This window comes from Ruegeria sp. BHSC043, assembly GCF_059612985.1.
In genome coordinates this window covers 1-14,040 of sequence record NZ_JBXWRS010000019.1, presented here as the reverse complement: position 1 = coordinate 14,040, position 14,040 = coordinate 1, and the positions used below count along the sequence as shown (strand labels likewise).

Sequence of the window (14,040 nt, the reverse complement as noted above, 5' to 3'; positions counted from 1 at the left end):
CGCCATCGGAACCGAGACCGGATCGCCCTGGGCCAAAGCGGCCTGCATCGCCCGGAACGACGCCTTGGGGCGCCGTTCCAGCGTTTCGAAATCGACATCGACCAGGCCGAACCGCTTTTCGTATCCTAGCGCCCATTCGTAGTTGTCCAGCAGTGACCAGATGAAATAGCCCTTGACCGGAACGCCCTGATCCAGCGCGTCCTGCACCGCAGCCAGATGCTGATTCAGATAGTCGATGCGGTCGTCATCCTGCTGCCGCTCGGGGCTGGCCATGCCGTTTTCGGTGACATAGATCGGCAGATCGCCTGTGTAGTCCCGGGCCGTACGGGTCAGGAACCGGGTCAGCGCGCTTGGCTCAATCTCCCACCCCATCTGGGTCTTGGGCAGGGGGCCGGGCACTTCTTTCAGGCTGGGCCAGGGCGTGTCGGCGGGTGCGATCAGCTTGCGGGTATAGTAGTTCAACCCGCACCAGTCGACCGGCGTGCCGATCGTGTCGAAATCATCCTGCCACCCGTCGGGCAGGTGGGCCTGCAGCCCCTGCACGACGTTCTCGGGGTAGGCCTTGTTGAACACGCCGCCCAGGAAGAACCGGTTGTAGATGCTGTCATACAGATCGGCGGCTTCTCGGGCCTCGGGGGTTTCATCGGCGGGTTCGGCCCATTCCAGGTTGAACACCGCGCCCAGGTTCGACATGCCAAGGCCCCGCATGGCCTGAATCGCGCGGCCATGGGCCAGAAGGACGTGATGCATGGCGCGGGCCGTGGCGCGGATGTCGCGCAGGCCGGGGGCGTGGTGGCCTTCGAAATGGCTCAGCCAACTGACGCACCAGGGCTCGTTGATCGGCGCGACGCTGTACATGCGGTCGCCGATGCGGCCCATGATGATCTCGGTGAAATCGGCGAACCAGTTGGCGATGTCGCGGTTGCGCCAGCCGCCCAGGTCGGCCAGGGCTGAGGGCAGCTCCCAATGATACAGCGTGGCGCAGGGGCGGATGCCGCGTTCCAGCAGGGCGTCGGCCAGCCGGTCATAATAGTCCAGCCCGGCCTGGTTCACCGGCCCGCGCCCTTCGGGCAGCACGCGCGCCCAGCTGGTGGAAAAGCGATAGCAGTCGAACCCGGCCTCGCGGATCAGGTCGAAATCCTGTTCGAACCGGTGCAGGTGGTCGCAGGCCAGATCGCCGTTTTCGGCGCGCACCACGTTGCCGGGCGTGGCCGCGAAACTGTCCCAATGGGTCGGGCCGGCGCCGCCCTGTGCGTGGCCTTCGATCTGATAGGCCGAGGTTGCGACACCAAAGAGGAAGTCTTTGGGGAAATCAGCGCGGGTGTATTTCATGTTCAGAACCTGTTGGGGGCGGGACCAGTCGAGCCGCCGACTACCAGTTCGGCCTCGAGCAATCTAGTCTTGGTCGGGTCGTGGGGCGCGCGGATGCGCTCGATCAGCATCTCGGCGGCCAGTTCGCCAGCGTGGCGCACCGAAGACCGGGTGGCGGTAAAGATCGGAACGTCCTGCCCGTTCTTCAGATAGGACAGGTCGTCGTCATGGGCGATCACCGATACGTCGCGGCCCATCTTCAGCCCGGCCTCGTCCAGCGCGCGCCGCACCCCGATCGCCGAAATCATCGATGAGGTCAGGATCGCGGTCGGCGGATCGTCCAGCCGCAGCATGTCTCGGGTTTCGTGGTGGCCATAGACTTCGGTCATCTCGGCGCTGCGCATCAGGGCCGGGTCGGGCGACAGGCCGGCCTGTTTCAGCGCCTCGAGATACCCGTCGCGGCGCCTTTGGGCAAAATCCATGTCCTCCAGCCCGTTGATCAGCGCGATCCGCCGGTGGCCCAGGTCGATCAGAAAGCGGGTCGCGCGCTGGAACGAACTTTTGTTGTTCACGTCGATCCAGTCATAGGGCAGGCTGACGCCGGTCGAGCGGCCATGCACGATGAACGGCACCTGCATCCGGGTCAGAACCTCGATCCGCGGTTCGTCCACTTTGGGGCCCTGCAGCACCACGCCATCGACCGCGCCGCGCTGGAAGAGGCTGCGATAGGCGTCCTCGATCGAGGTGTCGTCGGCATTTGTGAACATCATGTCATAGCCGTGCTCGGCATACTTCTTGACCGCGCCGGCGACGAAATCGCCGAAGATCGGGTTTACCATCTCGTGCCGGGCCGAGCTGGGAATCACGTGGCCGATCACCATCGACCGACCCGTCGCCAGCCCCTTGGCGCGCGCGTTCGGACGATAGCCGTGCCTGGCCGCCGCCGCCTGAACCCGCAGGCGTGTTGCCTCGCTCACCTCTGGGTAGCCGTTCAGCGCGCGGCTGACCGTCGTCTGTGACAGGCCCAGGATCTGAGAGAGCTGTTTGAGGTTCATAGCGGCTGTCAAAGCGCCTTAAATCTGCGGTTCAGTCCCTGTTGTGTGGCCAATTTTTGCTTGCGTCAAGCTGTTTCATTTTTTCTGCGACTGCATCAATAAAACATGGGGCTTACAAAAAACAGACGATTGACAGCCGCATTCCGTTAGCGGATAACAGCGGGCATCCAAAGCGCTTTGAAAACCGAGTCTCATATGCGCCAGATACAGTTGGGAGGAAAATCAATGCAACACTCGCTTTTGGCAGGTGCGGCCACGTTTGCCCTGATGGCGGGCGCGGCCCAGGCCGAAAAGGTCACCGTGTTCGGCCCTTGGCTTGGCCCGGACCAGGAAAATGTCGAAAAGGTGCTGGACGGCTTTGCCGCTGCCACCGGGCATGAATATGCCTATGTCGGCTCGGACAGCTTCGAACAGCAGATCCGCATCGACGCCGAGGCCGGTTCGGCACCGAACATCGCCGTGTTCCCTCAGCCGGGACTGGCGGCCGACATGGCCAAGGCCGGGTTCCTGACGCCGCTGGCGGACGGAACGGCGGATTGGGTGCGCGACAACTATGCCGCGGGCCAGTCCTGGGTCGATCTGGGCACCTATGCCGGCCCGGACGGTCAGGAGCATCTCTACGGCTTCTTCTACAAGGTCGATGTGAAATCGCTGGTCTGGTACGTGCCCGAGAATTTCGAGGACGCGGGTTATGAGGTCCCGACCACGATGGAAGAGCTCAAGGCCCTGACCGACCAGATCGTCGCCGATGGCGGCACGCCTTGGTGCATCGGTCTGGGGTCGGGCGGCGCGACCGGATGGCCGGCGACCGACTGGGTTGAGGACATGATGCTGCGCACCCTGTCCCCGGCGGACTACGACGCCTGGGTTACCAACGACCTGAAGTTCAACGACCCCAAGGTCGTGGCCGCAATCGAGGAATTCGGTGCATTCGCCCGCAATGACGACTATGTGGCCGGTGGGGCCGGGGCGGTTGCAACCACCGATTTCCGCGACAGCCCCAAGGGTCTGTTCAGCTCACCGCCGCAGTGCTACATGCACCGTCAGGCCTCGTTCATCCCGGCCTTCTTCCCCGAAGGCACGGTCGTGGGTGAAGATGCCGATTTCTTCTACTTCCCGGCCTATGAAAGCAAGGATCTGGGCAGCCCGGTTCTGGGCGCGGGCACTTTGTGGGCGATCACCAACGACAGCCCCGCCGCGCACGACCTGATCGCGTATCTGCAGACCCCCGAGGCGCATGAGACCTGGATGGCGCTCAGCGGCTTTTTGACCCCACACAAGGGTGTCGATACCTCGGCCTTCTCGGACCCGACGCTGAAGAAGATGAACGACATTCTTCTGGGCGCGACCACCTTCCGCTTTGACGGGTCCGACTTGATGCCGGGCGCGGTGGGCGCTGGTACGTTCTGGACCGGCATGGTCGATTATGTCGGTGGCAAATCCGCGCAAGAGGTCGGCGGCGAGATCCAAGCGTCCTGGGACGCGATCCAGTAAACCCGTGAACCAGGGGCAACCCGTGCATGCGGGTTGCCCGACCCATCGTCGCCACGGAGGGTGACATGCATCCCGCAATCCAAGGTTTGTTGACGATCGCCATCGGCGTATCCGCCTGCGTCGGCTATTTCTACCTGTCCAACCAGTTTCTGGACAAGGTTCTGTTCCCGCCGCGCGGCCCGAATGCCGGGCGCAACATCAACAGGGCCAACATGATCCGGCCCTGGCTGTTTCTGCTCCCCGCCCTGGCCGCGCTGGGGCTGTACCTCGCCTATCCGGTGGTGGAAACGCTGCGCCTGTCCCTGACCGACCGCGTGCCCGGCGGCGGGTACGAGTGGGTTGGTCTGGACAACTATGCCCAGATGGTCGCCGAGCCGAAATTCTGGGAAGCGATGCGCAACAACATGCTGTGGCTGATCGTGGTGCCGGCGCTGTCGACGGCATTCGGCCTGTTGGTGGCCCAGCTGACCGACCGCATCCGCTGGGGCAATATTGCCAAGTCGTTGATCTTCATGCCGATGGCGATCTCGTTCGTGGGCGCTTCGGTGATCTGGAAGCTGGTTTATGACACCCGCCCGATCGAGCAGGACCAGATCGGCATGCTAAATGCCCTGTACATCTTCTTTGGCGGAACCGAGCCGCAGACCTGGTTGACCATTCCGTTCTGGAACAATTTCTTCCTGATGATCGTTCTGATCTGGATCCAAACGGGCTTTGCCATGGTGATCCTGTCGGCGGCCCTTCGTGGAATTCCCGAAGAAACGGTCGAGGCCGCCATTCTGGATGGCGCCAGCCCGCTCCAGATCTTCTTCAAGATCAAGGTGCCGCAAATCAAGACGACGATCCTAGTGGTGTGGACAACGATCACCATCGTCGTGCTGAAGGTCTTCGACATCGTGTTCGCCATGACCAACGGCCAGTGGGAGACACAGGTGCTGGCCAACTACATGTTCGACAAGCTGTTCCGCGCCAACGACTGGGGCGTGGGCTCGGCCTCGGCCATGGTGATCATGCTGCTGGTGACGCCGATCCTCGTCTGGAACGTCCGCAACGCGCGCAAGGAAATGGAATAGGGGGTCCGCCATGAGTGAGATCGCAGGAACCCGCCCGGCGCTCAGATGGGCCGTACATGCCTCGGTTCTGTTTCTGGTGGTGCTATGGGTGGTGCCCACGCTGGGCCTGTTCATCTCGTCGTTTCGCACGGCGGACCAGATCGCAACCAGCGGCTGGTGGCGGGCGATTTTCCCGTCCGAGCAGAACCTGACGCTGCGCAGCGCCGCGCCCGATACCCAGGTGCAGGAAAATGGCCTGTATGTGATCGAGGGCAATCTGTTCGACGCCGGCACCAACGCGCGCATCTCGAAATGGGGCATCAGCTCGCGCGAGATCGATGCATTTGAGCCGGGCCAGACGGCCGAACTGCGCAAGGGCGGAACGATCACCGTTCAGGTCAATGGCGATTACCGGATGGAGAACACCGAGGAATTCACCGGCAGCAGGGGGTCGCGCGTCTTCGTGACCGCCGAACTGCCGCCCGAGTTCACTTTGGACAATTACCACAAGGTCCTGCTGGCCGAGGACAGCACCGACAGCATGGCCAAGGCGTTCTTCAACACGTTGACGGTCACGATTCCGGCCACGATCATCCCGATCCTGGTGGCGGCTTTTGCGGCCTATGCGCTGGCCTGGATGGACTTTCCGGGCCGTGCGCTGTTGATCGCCGCGGTGGTCGGTCTGCTGGTTGTGCCTTTGCAGTTGGCGCTGATCCCGCTGCTGAAATTCCACCTGAACATCGGCATCGGCAAAGGGTATTTGGGCGTCTGGCTGGCCCATACCGGCTTTGGCATGCCGCTGGCGATCTATCTTTTGCGCAATTACATGGCCGGTCTGCCCCGCGACCTGATCGAGAATGCGCGGGTCGACGGCGCCACCGAGTTTCAAATCTTCACCAAGCTGATCCTCCCGCTGAGCTTTCCGGCGCTGGCCTCGTTCGCGATCTTCCAGTTCCTGTGGACATGGAACGACCTGTTGGTGGCCAAGGTGTTCCTGATCGACGCATCCGGAGAAACCACCGTGATGACCAACAGTATCGTCGAGCTTCTGGGCACCCGTGGCGGCAATTGGGAAATCCTGGCGACGGCGGCATTCGTGTCGATCGCGGTGCCGCTGGTCGTTTTCTTTGCAATGCAGAAATACCTGGTCCGCGGATTGCTGGCCGGTTCAGTCAAATAAGGGCGTGTGATGAACGTGCAGAACAACGTGGACCTCAAGCACTCAACCAAGACGGAGTCCGACTGGTGGCGCGGCGGGGTGATCTATCAGATCTATCCGCGCAGCTTTCAGGACAGCAACGGCGACGGCATCGGAGACCTGCGGGGCATCACCCAGCGGCTGGATTACATCGCCGGTCTGGGGGTCGATGCGATCTGGATCTCGCCCTTCTTCAAGTCGCCGATGAAGGATTTCGGGTACGATGTCAGCGACTATCGCGCCATCGATCCGATGTTCGGCACGATGGAGGATTTCCAGACGTTGCTGGACCGCGCCCATGGTCTGGGTCTGCGAGTGATGATCGACCTGGTGCTGTCGCATACCTCGGACCAGCATCCGTGGTTCGTCGAAAGCCGCAGCAACCGCGAGAACCCCAAAGCCGACTGGTATGTCTGGGCCGATCCCAAGCCTGACGGGACCCCGCCCAACAACTGGCTGTCGATCTTCGGCGGCTCGGCCTGGCAGTGGGATACGCGCCGGCAGCAGTATTATCTGCACAATTTCCTGACCTCGCAGCCGGACTTGAATTTCCACAACCCCGATGTGCAGGACGCGCTGCTGGACGTCGCGCGGTTCTGGCTGGACATGGGCGTTGACGGGTTCCGGCTGGACACGATCAACTTCTACTTCCACGACGCGCAACTGCGCGACAACCCGGCGCTGCCTCTGGATCAGCGCAACGCCACCATCGCGCCGATGGTCAACCCCTACAACCATCAGGACCACCTGTATTCCAAGAGCCAACCAGAAAACATCGCCTTTCTGGAACGGCTGCGCGCCCTGACCGATCAATATGACGGTCGCGCCTGTCTGGGTGAGGTGGGCGACGCACAGCGCGGGCTTGAGATCATGGGCGAATACACCCGTGGCGACAAGCGCATGCACATGTGCTATGCCTTTGAATTTCTGGAGAAACGCCGCCTGACGGCAGAATACACCAAGCATGTGTTCGACCAGCTTCTGTCCAAGGCTGGCGACGCTTGGCCGTGCTGGGCGTTCTCCAACCACGACGTGCAGCGTCACGCCTCGCGCTGGGATCTGGACGAGGCCGGCATCCGGCAGCACGCGGTTCTGATGATGTGCCTGCGCGGCTCGGCCTGCCTGTATCAGGGCGAAGAGCTGGGCCTGCCCGAGGCAGACGTGGCCTTTGAGCACCTGCAGGACCCCTATGGCATCGAATTCTGGCCTGAATACAAGGGCCGCGACGGCTGCCGCACGCCCATGGTCTGGGCCGCACAGGCCGAACAGTCGGGCTTTACCACAGGTGCGCCCTGGCTGCCCGTCAGTACCGCGCAGGCTGAACGCGCCGTGGACCGGATGGAAGCCGACACGCAGTCGGTGCTGAACCACTATCGCCGCGCCATCGCTCTGCGCCATGAGTATCCGGCGCTGATGTCGGGCACCCAGTCGCACATGCGCGAAACCGGCCCGATCCTGAGCTTCCTGCGTGAGGATGATACCCAGCAGGTGTTCTGTGCCTTCAACCTGGGCGATGACACCGCGGAAATCGACCTGCCCGAGGGCAACTGGCGCTGCATCGGTCAGGATCTTGGCGCAGTCGACGCGCAGGAAAGCGCCACGCTGGCGCCGTCGCAATTCTGCCTGATGGTCCGAGAGAAAGGGTAACCCATGTCCGAACTCAAGCTGACCGATGTCGCCAAGACCTATGGCAATGTCGATGTCCTGAAGGATATCAACCTTGAGATCGAGCGCGGCGAGTTGATCGTGTTCGTCGGCCCCTCGGGCTGCGGCAAGTCCACCCTGCTGCGGATGATCGCGGGTCTGGAACGCATTTCGGGCGGGACGCTGGAGATTGAGGGGCAGGTGATGAACGACGTGCCCCCGGCACAGCGCGGCATCGCCATGGTGTTCCAAAGCTACGCGCTGTATCCGCACATGACCGTGCGCGAGAACATGGCCTTTGCCCTGAAAATCGCCAAGATGCCCGCCGATCAGATCGACGCGGCGGTGAACCGCGCGGCGCAGATCCTGCAGCTGGAACCGTTTCTGGACCGGCTGCCCAAGGCTCTGTCGGGCGGTCAGCGTCAGCGGGTCGCCATCGGACGTGCCATCGTGCGCGACCCCAAGGTCTATCTGTTCGACGAGCCGCTGTCGAACCTGGATGCTGCGCTGCGGGTGGCCACGCGGATCGAGATCGCGCGACTGAAAGAGGCGATGCCCGACAGCACGATGATCTATGTCACCCACGACCAGGTCGAGGCAATGACCCTGGCCAGCCGGATCGTGGTTCTGGCCAACAAGGGCATCGCACAGGTTGGCACGCCGCTGGAACTGTACGAGACGCCCGACAACGAATTCGTGGCCCAGTTCATCGGCTCGCCCGCCATGAACCTGCTGCCCGGAACGATCACCGGCACCGGTGCCACCACGACCGTCGCGCTGGATTCCGGCGGCACGGCGGTTTCGGCCATCCCGACCCAAGACGCGGACGTCGGCAAGAAAGTCAATGTGGGCGTCCGGCCCGAGGACCTGGTGGTTGCCGATGGCGCGCCCCTGCTGACCGGTGTCGTGGATTTCACCGAAGCCTTGGGCGAGGTGACGCTGCTCTATTTCGCCAAGGCCCCGGGGGCCGAGTCGGTGATCGGCAAATTGCCGGGCATTCATCGCGGTTTGCGTGGGCAGACGGTCTCGGTCACGGCGGCGCCCGAAAAAGTGCACCTGTTCCATGACGGGCTGTCGATGCGCCCGCGCGCCTGACGCTTCTGATTCTGCACAAAAAGGCTGCATCCGGCCCCATGGCGGGGCAGGTGCGGCCTTTTTCTTGTAAACTATTCACGCGGGTCGAGACACAGGGGTTCGCTGATCCGGGTTGGGCCGGCGCAGCTGATGTCTGCGGGGAAGTATGATCTGAAGCCTGATTTGCGGGCGAATGAAGAGAAATTTCCGACTGCGGTGAGCCGCCGTCGCCTATCGAGGTCGTCAATCTGGACCTATGAATTTCGCAATCTGTCGCTTTTTGGACTGACGCAGCGGCCGCAAAACTCTAACGTGACGCACATACAACAACAAAACTCAGTCCAAACACGGGAGAAAACCAATGGCGAAATCGTCGAATGTGAACCGTCGTACGGTGTTGAAAGGGGCCGGTGCGGCCGCTCTGGCAGCGCCGCTCTACAGCAAAAGCGCGCTGGCATCCTCGGGTGAGGTCAACATCCTGATGTGGTCGGATTACCTGCCGCCCAGCTTCCTTGAGGCATTTGAGGCCGAGACCGGCATCAAGGTGAACTATACCGGCATCGGCTCGAACGAGGAAATCATCAACAAGATGAAGGCGACCAAAGGCCAGGGCTTCGACATCGTGTCGCCCACCAACAACCGCTCGCTGCAGTGGGAGCCGCTGGAACTTCTGCAACCGTTTGACATGAGCCGCGTGCCGATTGACAAGGTGAACCCGGCTATGGCCAAGATCGGCACCGATGCCTGGAACTTCGGCGGCAAAGGCGTGCACTGGCTGCCGCATATCTGGGGCACCGAGGGCATCGCCTATCGCACCGACCTGTGGCTGCCGGATGGCGACGCGCCGTCCTATGGCGATGTCTGGTCCGAGGAGAACGCCGGCAAGACCATGGGCCGCGCGCATTCGATGATGCTGGGCGCGGGCCTGTACATGGAGCGTGTGGGCGAGATGGAGCCCGGCTCGGTCTGGTCGGCCTACAATGACGAAGAAACGATGCGCAAGGTCTGGGGCCAGATCACCGATTGGTGCATCGCCCGCAAGGACCGCATCAAGCTGCTGTGGAACGATGCCGACACCCAAAAGAATGGCCTGCTGAACGAAGGTGTGGTCGTCGGCCAGACCTGGGACGGTCCGCCGCTGGCGCTAAAATCTGCCGGCGAGCCGGTGCACTATCAGGCGCCGGTCGAAGGCGCGATGGCCTGGGTCGATGGCATGTCGGTGCCCGTGGGCGCCCAGAACATCGACCAGATCTATGCGTTCATCGAATTCGCCTATCAACCCGAGCCCGCCGGCGTGGCGATCGACAGCCACGGCTACAACTCGCCGGTACTGGGCGCCGACCAATATTCCGGCGATACCTACAAGAAGAACTTTGCCGAGGCCTATCCGGGCGACTCGCTTGCCAACCTGAACCCCTGGCCGGCCGAGGCCCCCTGGTACGCCGAAACCCGGACCGAGTTCGTCAACAAGTTCAAGAGCGCCTGATCGCAACTCGATCGCGCCCCCCGCAACGCAGCGGGGGGCCACAGGACTCCGCACGCGCTCCGCGTGACGGACAAAGATGCGGTGCGGCCAAAGGCTGTGTCACAGGGAGATACTAAACATGAGTGCAGGGATCGGAGTTGATCTGGAAAACCTGTGGATTCGCTTCGGCGATTTCGTCGCCGTACGCGATGCGAACGTTCACATAAACGGCGGCGACTTCTTTTCGTTCCTTGGGCCTTCGGGCTGCGGCAAGACCACGATCCTGCGGGCGGTCTCTGGGTTCCTCGAGCCCAGCGAAGGCAATGTCCTGATCGGCGGCAAGAACATGAAGGGCATCGGGCCGAACAAGCGTCCGACCGCGCTGATCTTTCAGAACCTCGCGCTGTTTCCGCTCATGAAGGTGTGGGAGAACATCACCTTTTCGATGGAGATAAAAGGCGCCACCGCCGCCGAACGGCGCAAACGCGCGGACGAACTGCTGGACATGATTGCGCTGCCGGGTCAGGGCGACAAGCTGCCCAGCGAATTGTCGGGAGGCCAGCGCCAGCGGGTGGCCATCGCGCGCGCCTTGTGCGCCGAGCCGGACGTGCTGCTGCTGGACGAACCGCTGTCGGCGCTGGACCTCAAGCTGCGCCAGCACATGCGCACCGAGCTGCGCGAAATTCAGCAGCGGGTGGGCATCACCTTCATCTACATCACCCATGACCAGGGCGAGGCTTTGACCATGTCGGACAACATCGCCGTGATGCGCGCCGGGGTGATCGACCAGATCGCCGACGGCAAGACCATCTACAACGATCCAGCCACGGCGTTTGCCGCCTCTTTCGTGGGCGAAAACAACGTGTTCCGCGGCAAGGTCAAGCGGGTGATGGGGGATGAGGCGCTGATCGCAACCAACCGTTCGGGTGAGCTGGTGGCGCGTATTTCCACGGCCAACCGGGGCAAGTTGGCCGAGGGCGACGACGCCATGATGTTCATCCGGCCCGAGGCGTTCTCGATCGCGCCCGAGGGCGCCAGCGGCGATCACTTCGTGACCGCGCGCGTGACCCATGAGGAATTCGAGGGCAACGTCTTCAACATCTTCACCGAAGGCGATGGCGGGAAAGAGATCAAGGTCTCGATCCCGAACCACGGCCAGTCGTTCAAGGATCACACGGGACAGAACATCACGCTGGAATACGACACCCGCAACGCGGTCGTGGTTCCGGCCGGTGAACTGGCCGCGGAATAGGGAGGCCCGAGACATGCCCTCCTTTCTGAAGGATTTCTTCAACCGCAACGGCACCGGCATGGGGCTGACGATCCTGGGTCTGGTCCTGTTCTGGACGATCGGCCTGATCATCCTGCCGCAGCTGTCGATGCTGGACTTCTCCTTCCGTCCCAACCTGCCGCCCCCGGAAATCGGCGGCCCCAAGGACGTGTACACGCTGGAGAACTACAAATACCTGATCTACGGCCCCGAGGGCGGCAGTCAGGACTACAACACCGTCGATCTACGGGTGTTCTTCCGCACACTGGTGGCGGCGGTCTGCGTGACGATCTTCAACCTGATCCTCTGCTATCCGATCGCCTATTACCTGGGCCAGTCCAAGGGCAGTCACATTCGCATCTTCGCAGTCATGTTGATCATCCCCTATTGGATCAACGAGATCCTGCGCGCCTTTGCGTTGCGTATCATCTTTGGCGAAACTGGCGTTCTGAACACGCTGTTCGTAGGCCTGGGCATCTGGGACACGCCCTTCGATTTCATCCGCAACGACATCGCGCTCTATGCCGGTCTGGGCTATGCCTACATCCTGCTGATGATCTTTCCGATCTACAACGTGATCGAAAGCCTCGACCGGAACCAGATCGAGGCGGCGCGGGATCTGGGGGCGCCCTGGTGGCGGATCCACTGGCGGGTGGTCATCCCATACGCCAAGCCGGGGATCAGCTCGGGCTGTACCATGGTGTTCATGCTGTCAGCCGGTGCGCTGGCCGCGCCGCAGATCCTGGGAGGGCCGTCAAGCCTGTGGTTCACGCAGCTGATCTATCAGCAGTTCAACGACAACAATGACTGGCCCCAGGGCGCAGCCTATGCGGTGGTGCTGCTGGTGACCTGCATCCTGTTCGTGCTGGCGATGATGCGCCTGTTCAAGGTGAACATGGGGGATATCGGGAAATGAACAATTCCTTCCTCCGCATAAGCATCTGGGTCTATCTGGCGATCTTCTTCGCCTATCTGCTGGGCCCGCTGGTGATCATGTCGATCACCGCCTTCAACTCGTCCAGCTTCCCGCGGATGAGCCCGTGGGAATGCCTGACCTTCCAGTGGTTCACCGAACTGTTCCAAGATCAGCGCATCCTGAACGGGATCAAGAACTCGTTGATCATCGGGGCGGGAACGGTGGTTCTGTCGGTGGCGATGGGGCTGGCCGGCGCGCTGATGCTGACCCAGATCTGGCCCCGGCTGCGCGCCACCTACTATACGATCATCATCGCGCCGATCCTGATCCCGGGCGTGGTGCTGGGCATCTCGACCCTGGTGTTCTGGGACCGGATCAACCGGATGCTGGGGCTGGGCGCGGACAGCGTCCTGTCGAACGGGGTGTTCCTGACGGTGATCGGCCAATCGACCTTCATCGCCAGCTATTGCATGCTGGTGCTGGTGGCGCGGTTGCAGCGCTATGACACGGCGCTGACCGAGGCCGCGCTGGATCTGGGTGCGACCCATGCGCAGGCGTTTCGCAAGATCCTGCTGCCGTTCATGCGCCCGGCGATCGCGTCGGCGGCGGTGCTGGCGTTTCTGGCCTCGTTCGAGAACTACAACACCACCACCTTCACCTTCGGTGAGTATCCGACGCTGACCATCGAGCTGGCGCAGAAGGTGCGGTACGGCATCACGCCCTCGATCTCGGCGTTGGCCTTCATCATCGTGGCGCTGACGGTGTTCTTTGCCCTTCTGAACGAGGCCAAGCTGCGCCGGCAGGAGCTGGTCGCCGCCGCCCGCCGCAACGCGACGGTGCAGGACCTGGGCGGCAAGATCCGTCTGCCCAGCTTCTTTGCCGGGAACATGGCGGCGGTGTTGCTGGTGGTCTTTGCGGTGGCGACGATCACGGTGGTGGGCACGGCGGCGGTCTACAGCCCCGACCAGTGCATCGCCAACGTGAAAGAGCAGAAACGCCTGGAGGCCGAACGCCGTATCCAGGAGCTGCGCAAGCAGCGCGAGGAGCAGCGCAAGCAGCGCGAAGCCCAGGAGGCCGAGCAGGGCGGAGCCACGCAATCGGCGCCCAAACCCTCGAACAACAGCGGCTTTGGCGGTGTGTTCGCGCCCGGCACTCTGGGTGGCGGCAGCGACGCCGAGCCCGAAGCCGAAGCACCGCCCAAGGGCAATAGCGGCTTTGGGAACGTGTTCGATCCCAACAGCCTGAGCGGCGACCAATAGGCGCGCCGGTCAAGGCTTCCGCCCGGCCTGAGGTCAGCCCCAGCCGGGCGGATTGCGTTTCAGAATGGCCACGTCGCAGGCCGCGATCGTGTGGCCGTTCCATTCGACGGAATGAGCGTTGTAGTTGATCAGGAACTGATGGGTCGCGGTCTCGCGCTGCCGCAGGCCGGGCAGCATCGGATGCAGGGTCAGCCCGACCTTCTGCGCGGCCATTTCAACGATCCGGTCCCACAGGTCTTCGTCCGGGAATCCGGCCAGATACCAAAGCTGGTCGCCCCCTTTCAGTGCCGGGGTTCCGTCCG

The 14,040-nt window shown here is 62.6% G+C and carries 10 protein-coding genes and 2 pseudogenes; 9 read left to right on the top strand and 3 right to left on the bottom strand.

Features of this window, described 5'->3' with window-relative positions; genetic code table 11:
- Positions 1–33: 33 nt before the first annotated feature.
- Both AC2FMM_RS16955 and AC2FMM_RS16950 read right to left on the bottom strand, forming a co-directional pair.
- Positions 34–1,332 (bottom strand): annotated as a pseudogene (locus AC2FMM_RS16955) (GH1 family beta-glucosidase); the annotation flags it as partial.
- A 2-nt stretch (positions 1,333–1,334) separates the two neighbouring features.
- Positions 1,335–2,366 (bottom strand): LacI family DNA-binding transcriptional regulator, encoded by a 1,032-nt coding sequence (locus AC2FMM_RS16950; protein ID WP_496682393.1) that lies wholly within the window; start codon positions 2,364–2,366, stop codon positions 1,335–1,337.
- Positions 2,367–2,591: 225 nt separating this feature from the next.
- Here AC2FMM_RS16950 and AC2FMM_RS16945 point away from each other — a divergent pair, with 225 nt between their 5' ends.
- The 9 genes from AC2FMM_RS16945 (at position 2,592) to AC2FMM_RS16905 (ending at position 13,738) form a co-directional block, all read left to right on the top strand.
- A complete protein-coding gene (locus AC2FMM_RS16945) occupies positions 2,592–3,860 on the top strand; it encodes an ABC transporter substrate-binding protein (protein WP_496797202.1) in 1,269 nt (422 codons plus the stop codon).
- Positions 3,861–3,925: 65 nt separating this feature from the next.
- On the top strand, positions 3,926–4,933 hold the full coding sequence (locus tag AC2FMM_RS16940) for a carbohydrate ABC transporter permease (RefSeq protein WP_496682388.1): 1,008 nt from the start codon (positions 3,926–3,928) through the stop codon (positions 4,931–4,933).
- A 10-nt stretch (positions 4,934–4,943) separates the two neighbouring features.
- Positions 4,944–6,092 carry a carbohydrate ABC transporter permease gene (locus AC2FMM_RS16935; protein ID WP_496682385.1) on the top strand — a complete coding sequence of 383 codons (1,149 nt, stop codon included), beginning with the start codon at positions 4,944–4,946 and terminating at the stop codon, positions 6,090–6,092.
- Between the two features lie 9 nt (positions 6,093–6,101).
- Positions 6,102–7,757 carry an alpha-glucosidase gene (locus AC2FMM_RS16930; RefSeq protein ID WP_496797201.1) on the top strand — a complete coding sequence of 552 codons (1,656 nt, stop codon included), beginning with the start codon at positions 6,102–6,104 and terminating at the stop codon, positions 7,755–7,757.
- A 3-nt stretch (positions 7,758–7,760) separates the two neighbouring features.
- Entirely contained in the window at positions 7,761–8,849 is a 1,089-nt protein-coding gene (locus AC2FMM_RS16925) for an ABC transporter ATP-binding protein (RefSeq protein WP_496797200.1), read from the top strand.
- A gap of 340 nt (positions 8,850–9,189) precedes the next feature.
- Positions 9,190–10,314, top strand: coding sequence for an extracellular solute-binding protein (locus AC2FMM_RS16920; protein WP_496797199.1), 1,125 nt, complete (start codon positions 9,190–9,192; stop codon positions 10,312–10,314).
- A 118-nt stretch (positions 10,315–10,432) separates the two neighbouring features.
- Complete coding sequence (locus AC2FMM_RS16915; protein WP_496797198.1) at positions 10,433–11,545, top strand: ABC transporter ATP-binding protein; 1,113 nt, start codon at positions 10,433–10,435, stop codon at positions 11,543–11,545.
- 13 nt (positions 11,546–11,558) lie between these two features.
- On the top strand, positions 11,559–12,479 hold the full coding sequence (locus tag AC2FMM_RS16910) for an ABC transporter permease (protein ID WP_496682376.1): 921 nt from the start codon (positions 11,559–11,561) through the stop codon (positions 12,477–12,479).
- Positions 12,476–13,738, top strand: a complete 1,263-nt coding sequence (locus AC2FMM_RS16905; protein WP_496682373.1) for an ABC transporter permease — start codon at positions 12,476–12,478, stop codon at positions 13,736–13,738. Before AC2FMM_RS16910 ends, AC2FMM_RS16905 begins: the two co-directional genes overlap by 4 nt.
- A gap of 33 nt (positions 13,739–13,771) precedes the next feature.
- On the opposite strand, the pseudogene AC2FMM_RS16900 reads toward AC2FMM_RS16905, so the two are convergent.
- Positions 13,772–14,040, bottom strand: a pseudogene (locus AC2FMM_RS16900) (beta-galactosidase); the annotation flags it as partial.

Excerpts from the sequence above, each read along its gene's own strand:
- AC2FMM_RS16950 (WP_496682393.1), bottom strand. The coding sequence starts at position 2,366 with ATGAACCTCAAACAGCTCTCTCAGATCCTGGGCCTGTCACAGACGACG.
- AC2FMM_RS16945 (WP_496797202.1), top strand. The coding sequence starts at position 2,592 with ATGCAACACTCGCTTTTGGCAGGTGCGGCCACGTTTGCCCTGATGGCG.
- AC2FMM_RS16940 (WP_496682388.1), top strand. The coding sequence starts at position 3,926 with ATGCATCCCGCAATCCAAGGTTTGTTGACGATCGCCATCGGCGTATCC.
- AC2FMM_RS16935 (WP_496682385.1), top strand. The coding sequence starts at position 4,944 with ATGAGTGAGATCGCAGGAACCCGCCCGGCGCTCAGATGGGCCGTACAT.
- AC2FMM_RS16930 (WP_496797201.1), top strand. The coding sequence starts at position 6,102 with ATGAACGTGCAGAACAACGTGGACCTCAAGCACTCAACCAAGACGGAG.
- AC2FMM_RS16925 (WP_496797200.1), top strand. The coding sequence starts at position 7,761 with ATGTCCGAACTCAAGCTGACCGATGTCGCCAAGACCTATGGCAATGTC.
- AC2FMM_RS16920 (WP_496797199.1), top strand. The coding sequence starts at position 9,190 with ATGGCGAAATCGTCGAATGTGAACCGTCGTACGGTGTTGAAAGGGGCC.
- AC2FMM_RS16915 (WP_496797198.1), top strand. The coding sequence starts at position 10,433 with ATGAGTGCAGGGATCGGAGTTGATCTGGAAAACCTGTGGATTCGCTTC.
- AC2FMM_RS16910 (WP_496682376.1), top strand. The coding sequence starts at position 11,559 with ATGCCCTCCTTTCTGAAGGATTTCTTCAACCGCAACGGCACCGGCATG.
- AC2FMM_RS16905 (WP_496682373.1), top strand. The coding sequence starts at position 12,476 with ATGAACAATTCCTTCCTCCGCATAAGCATCTGGGTCTATCTGGCGATC.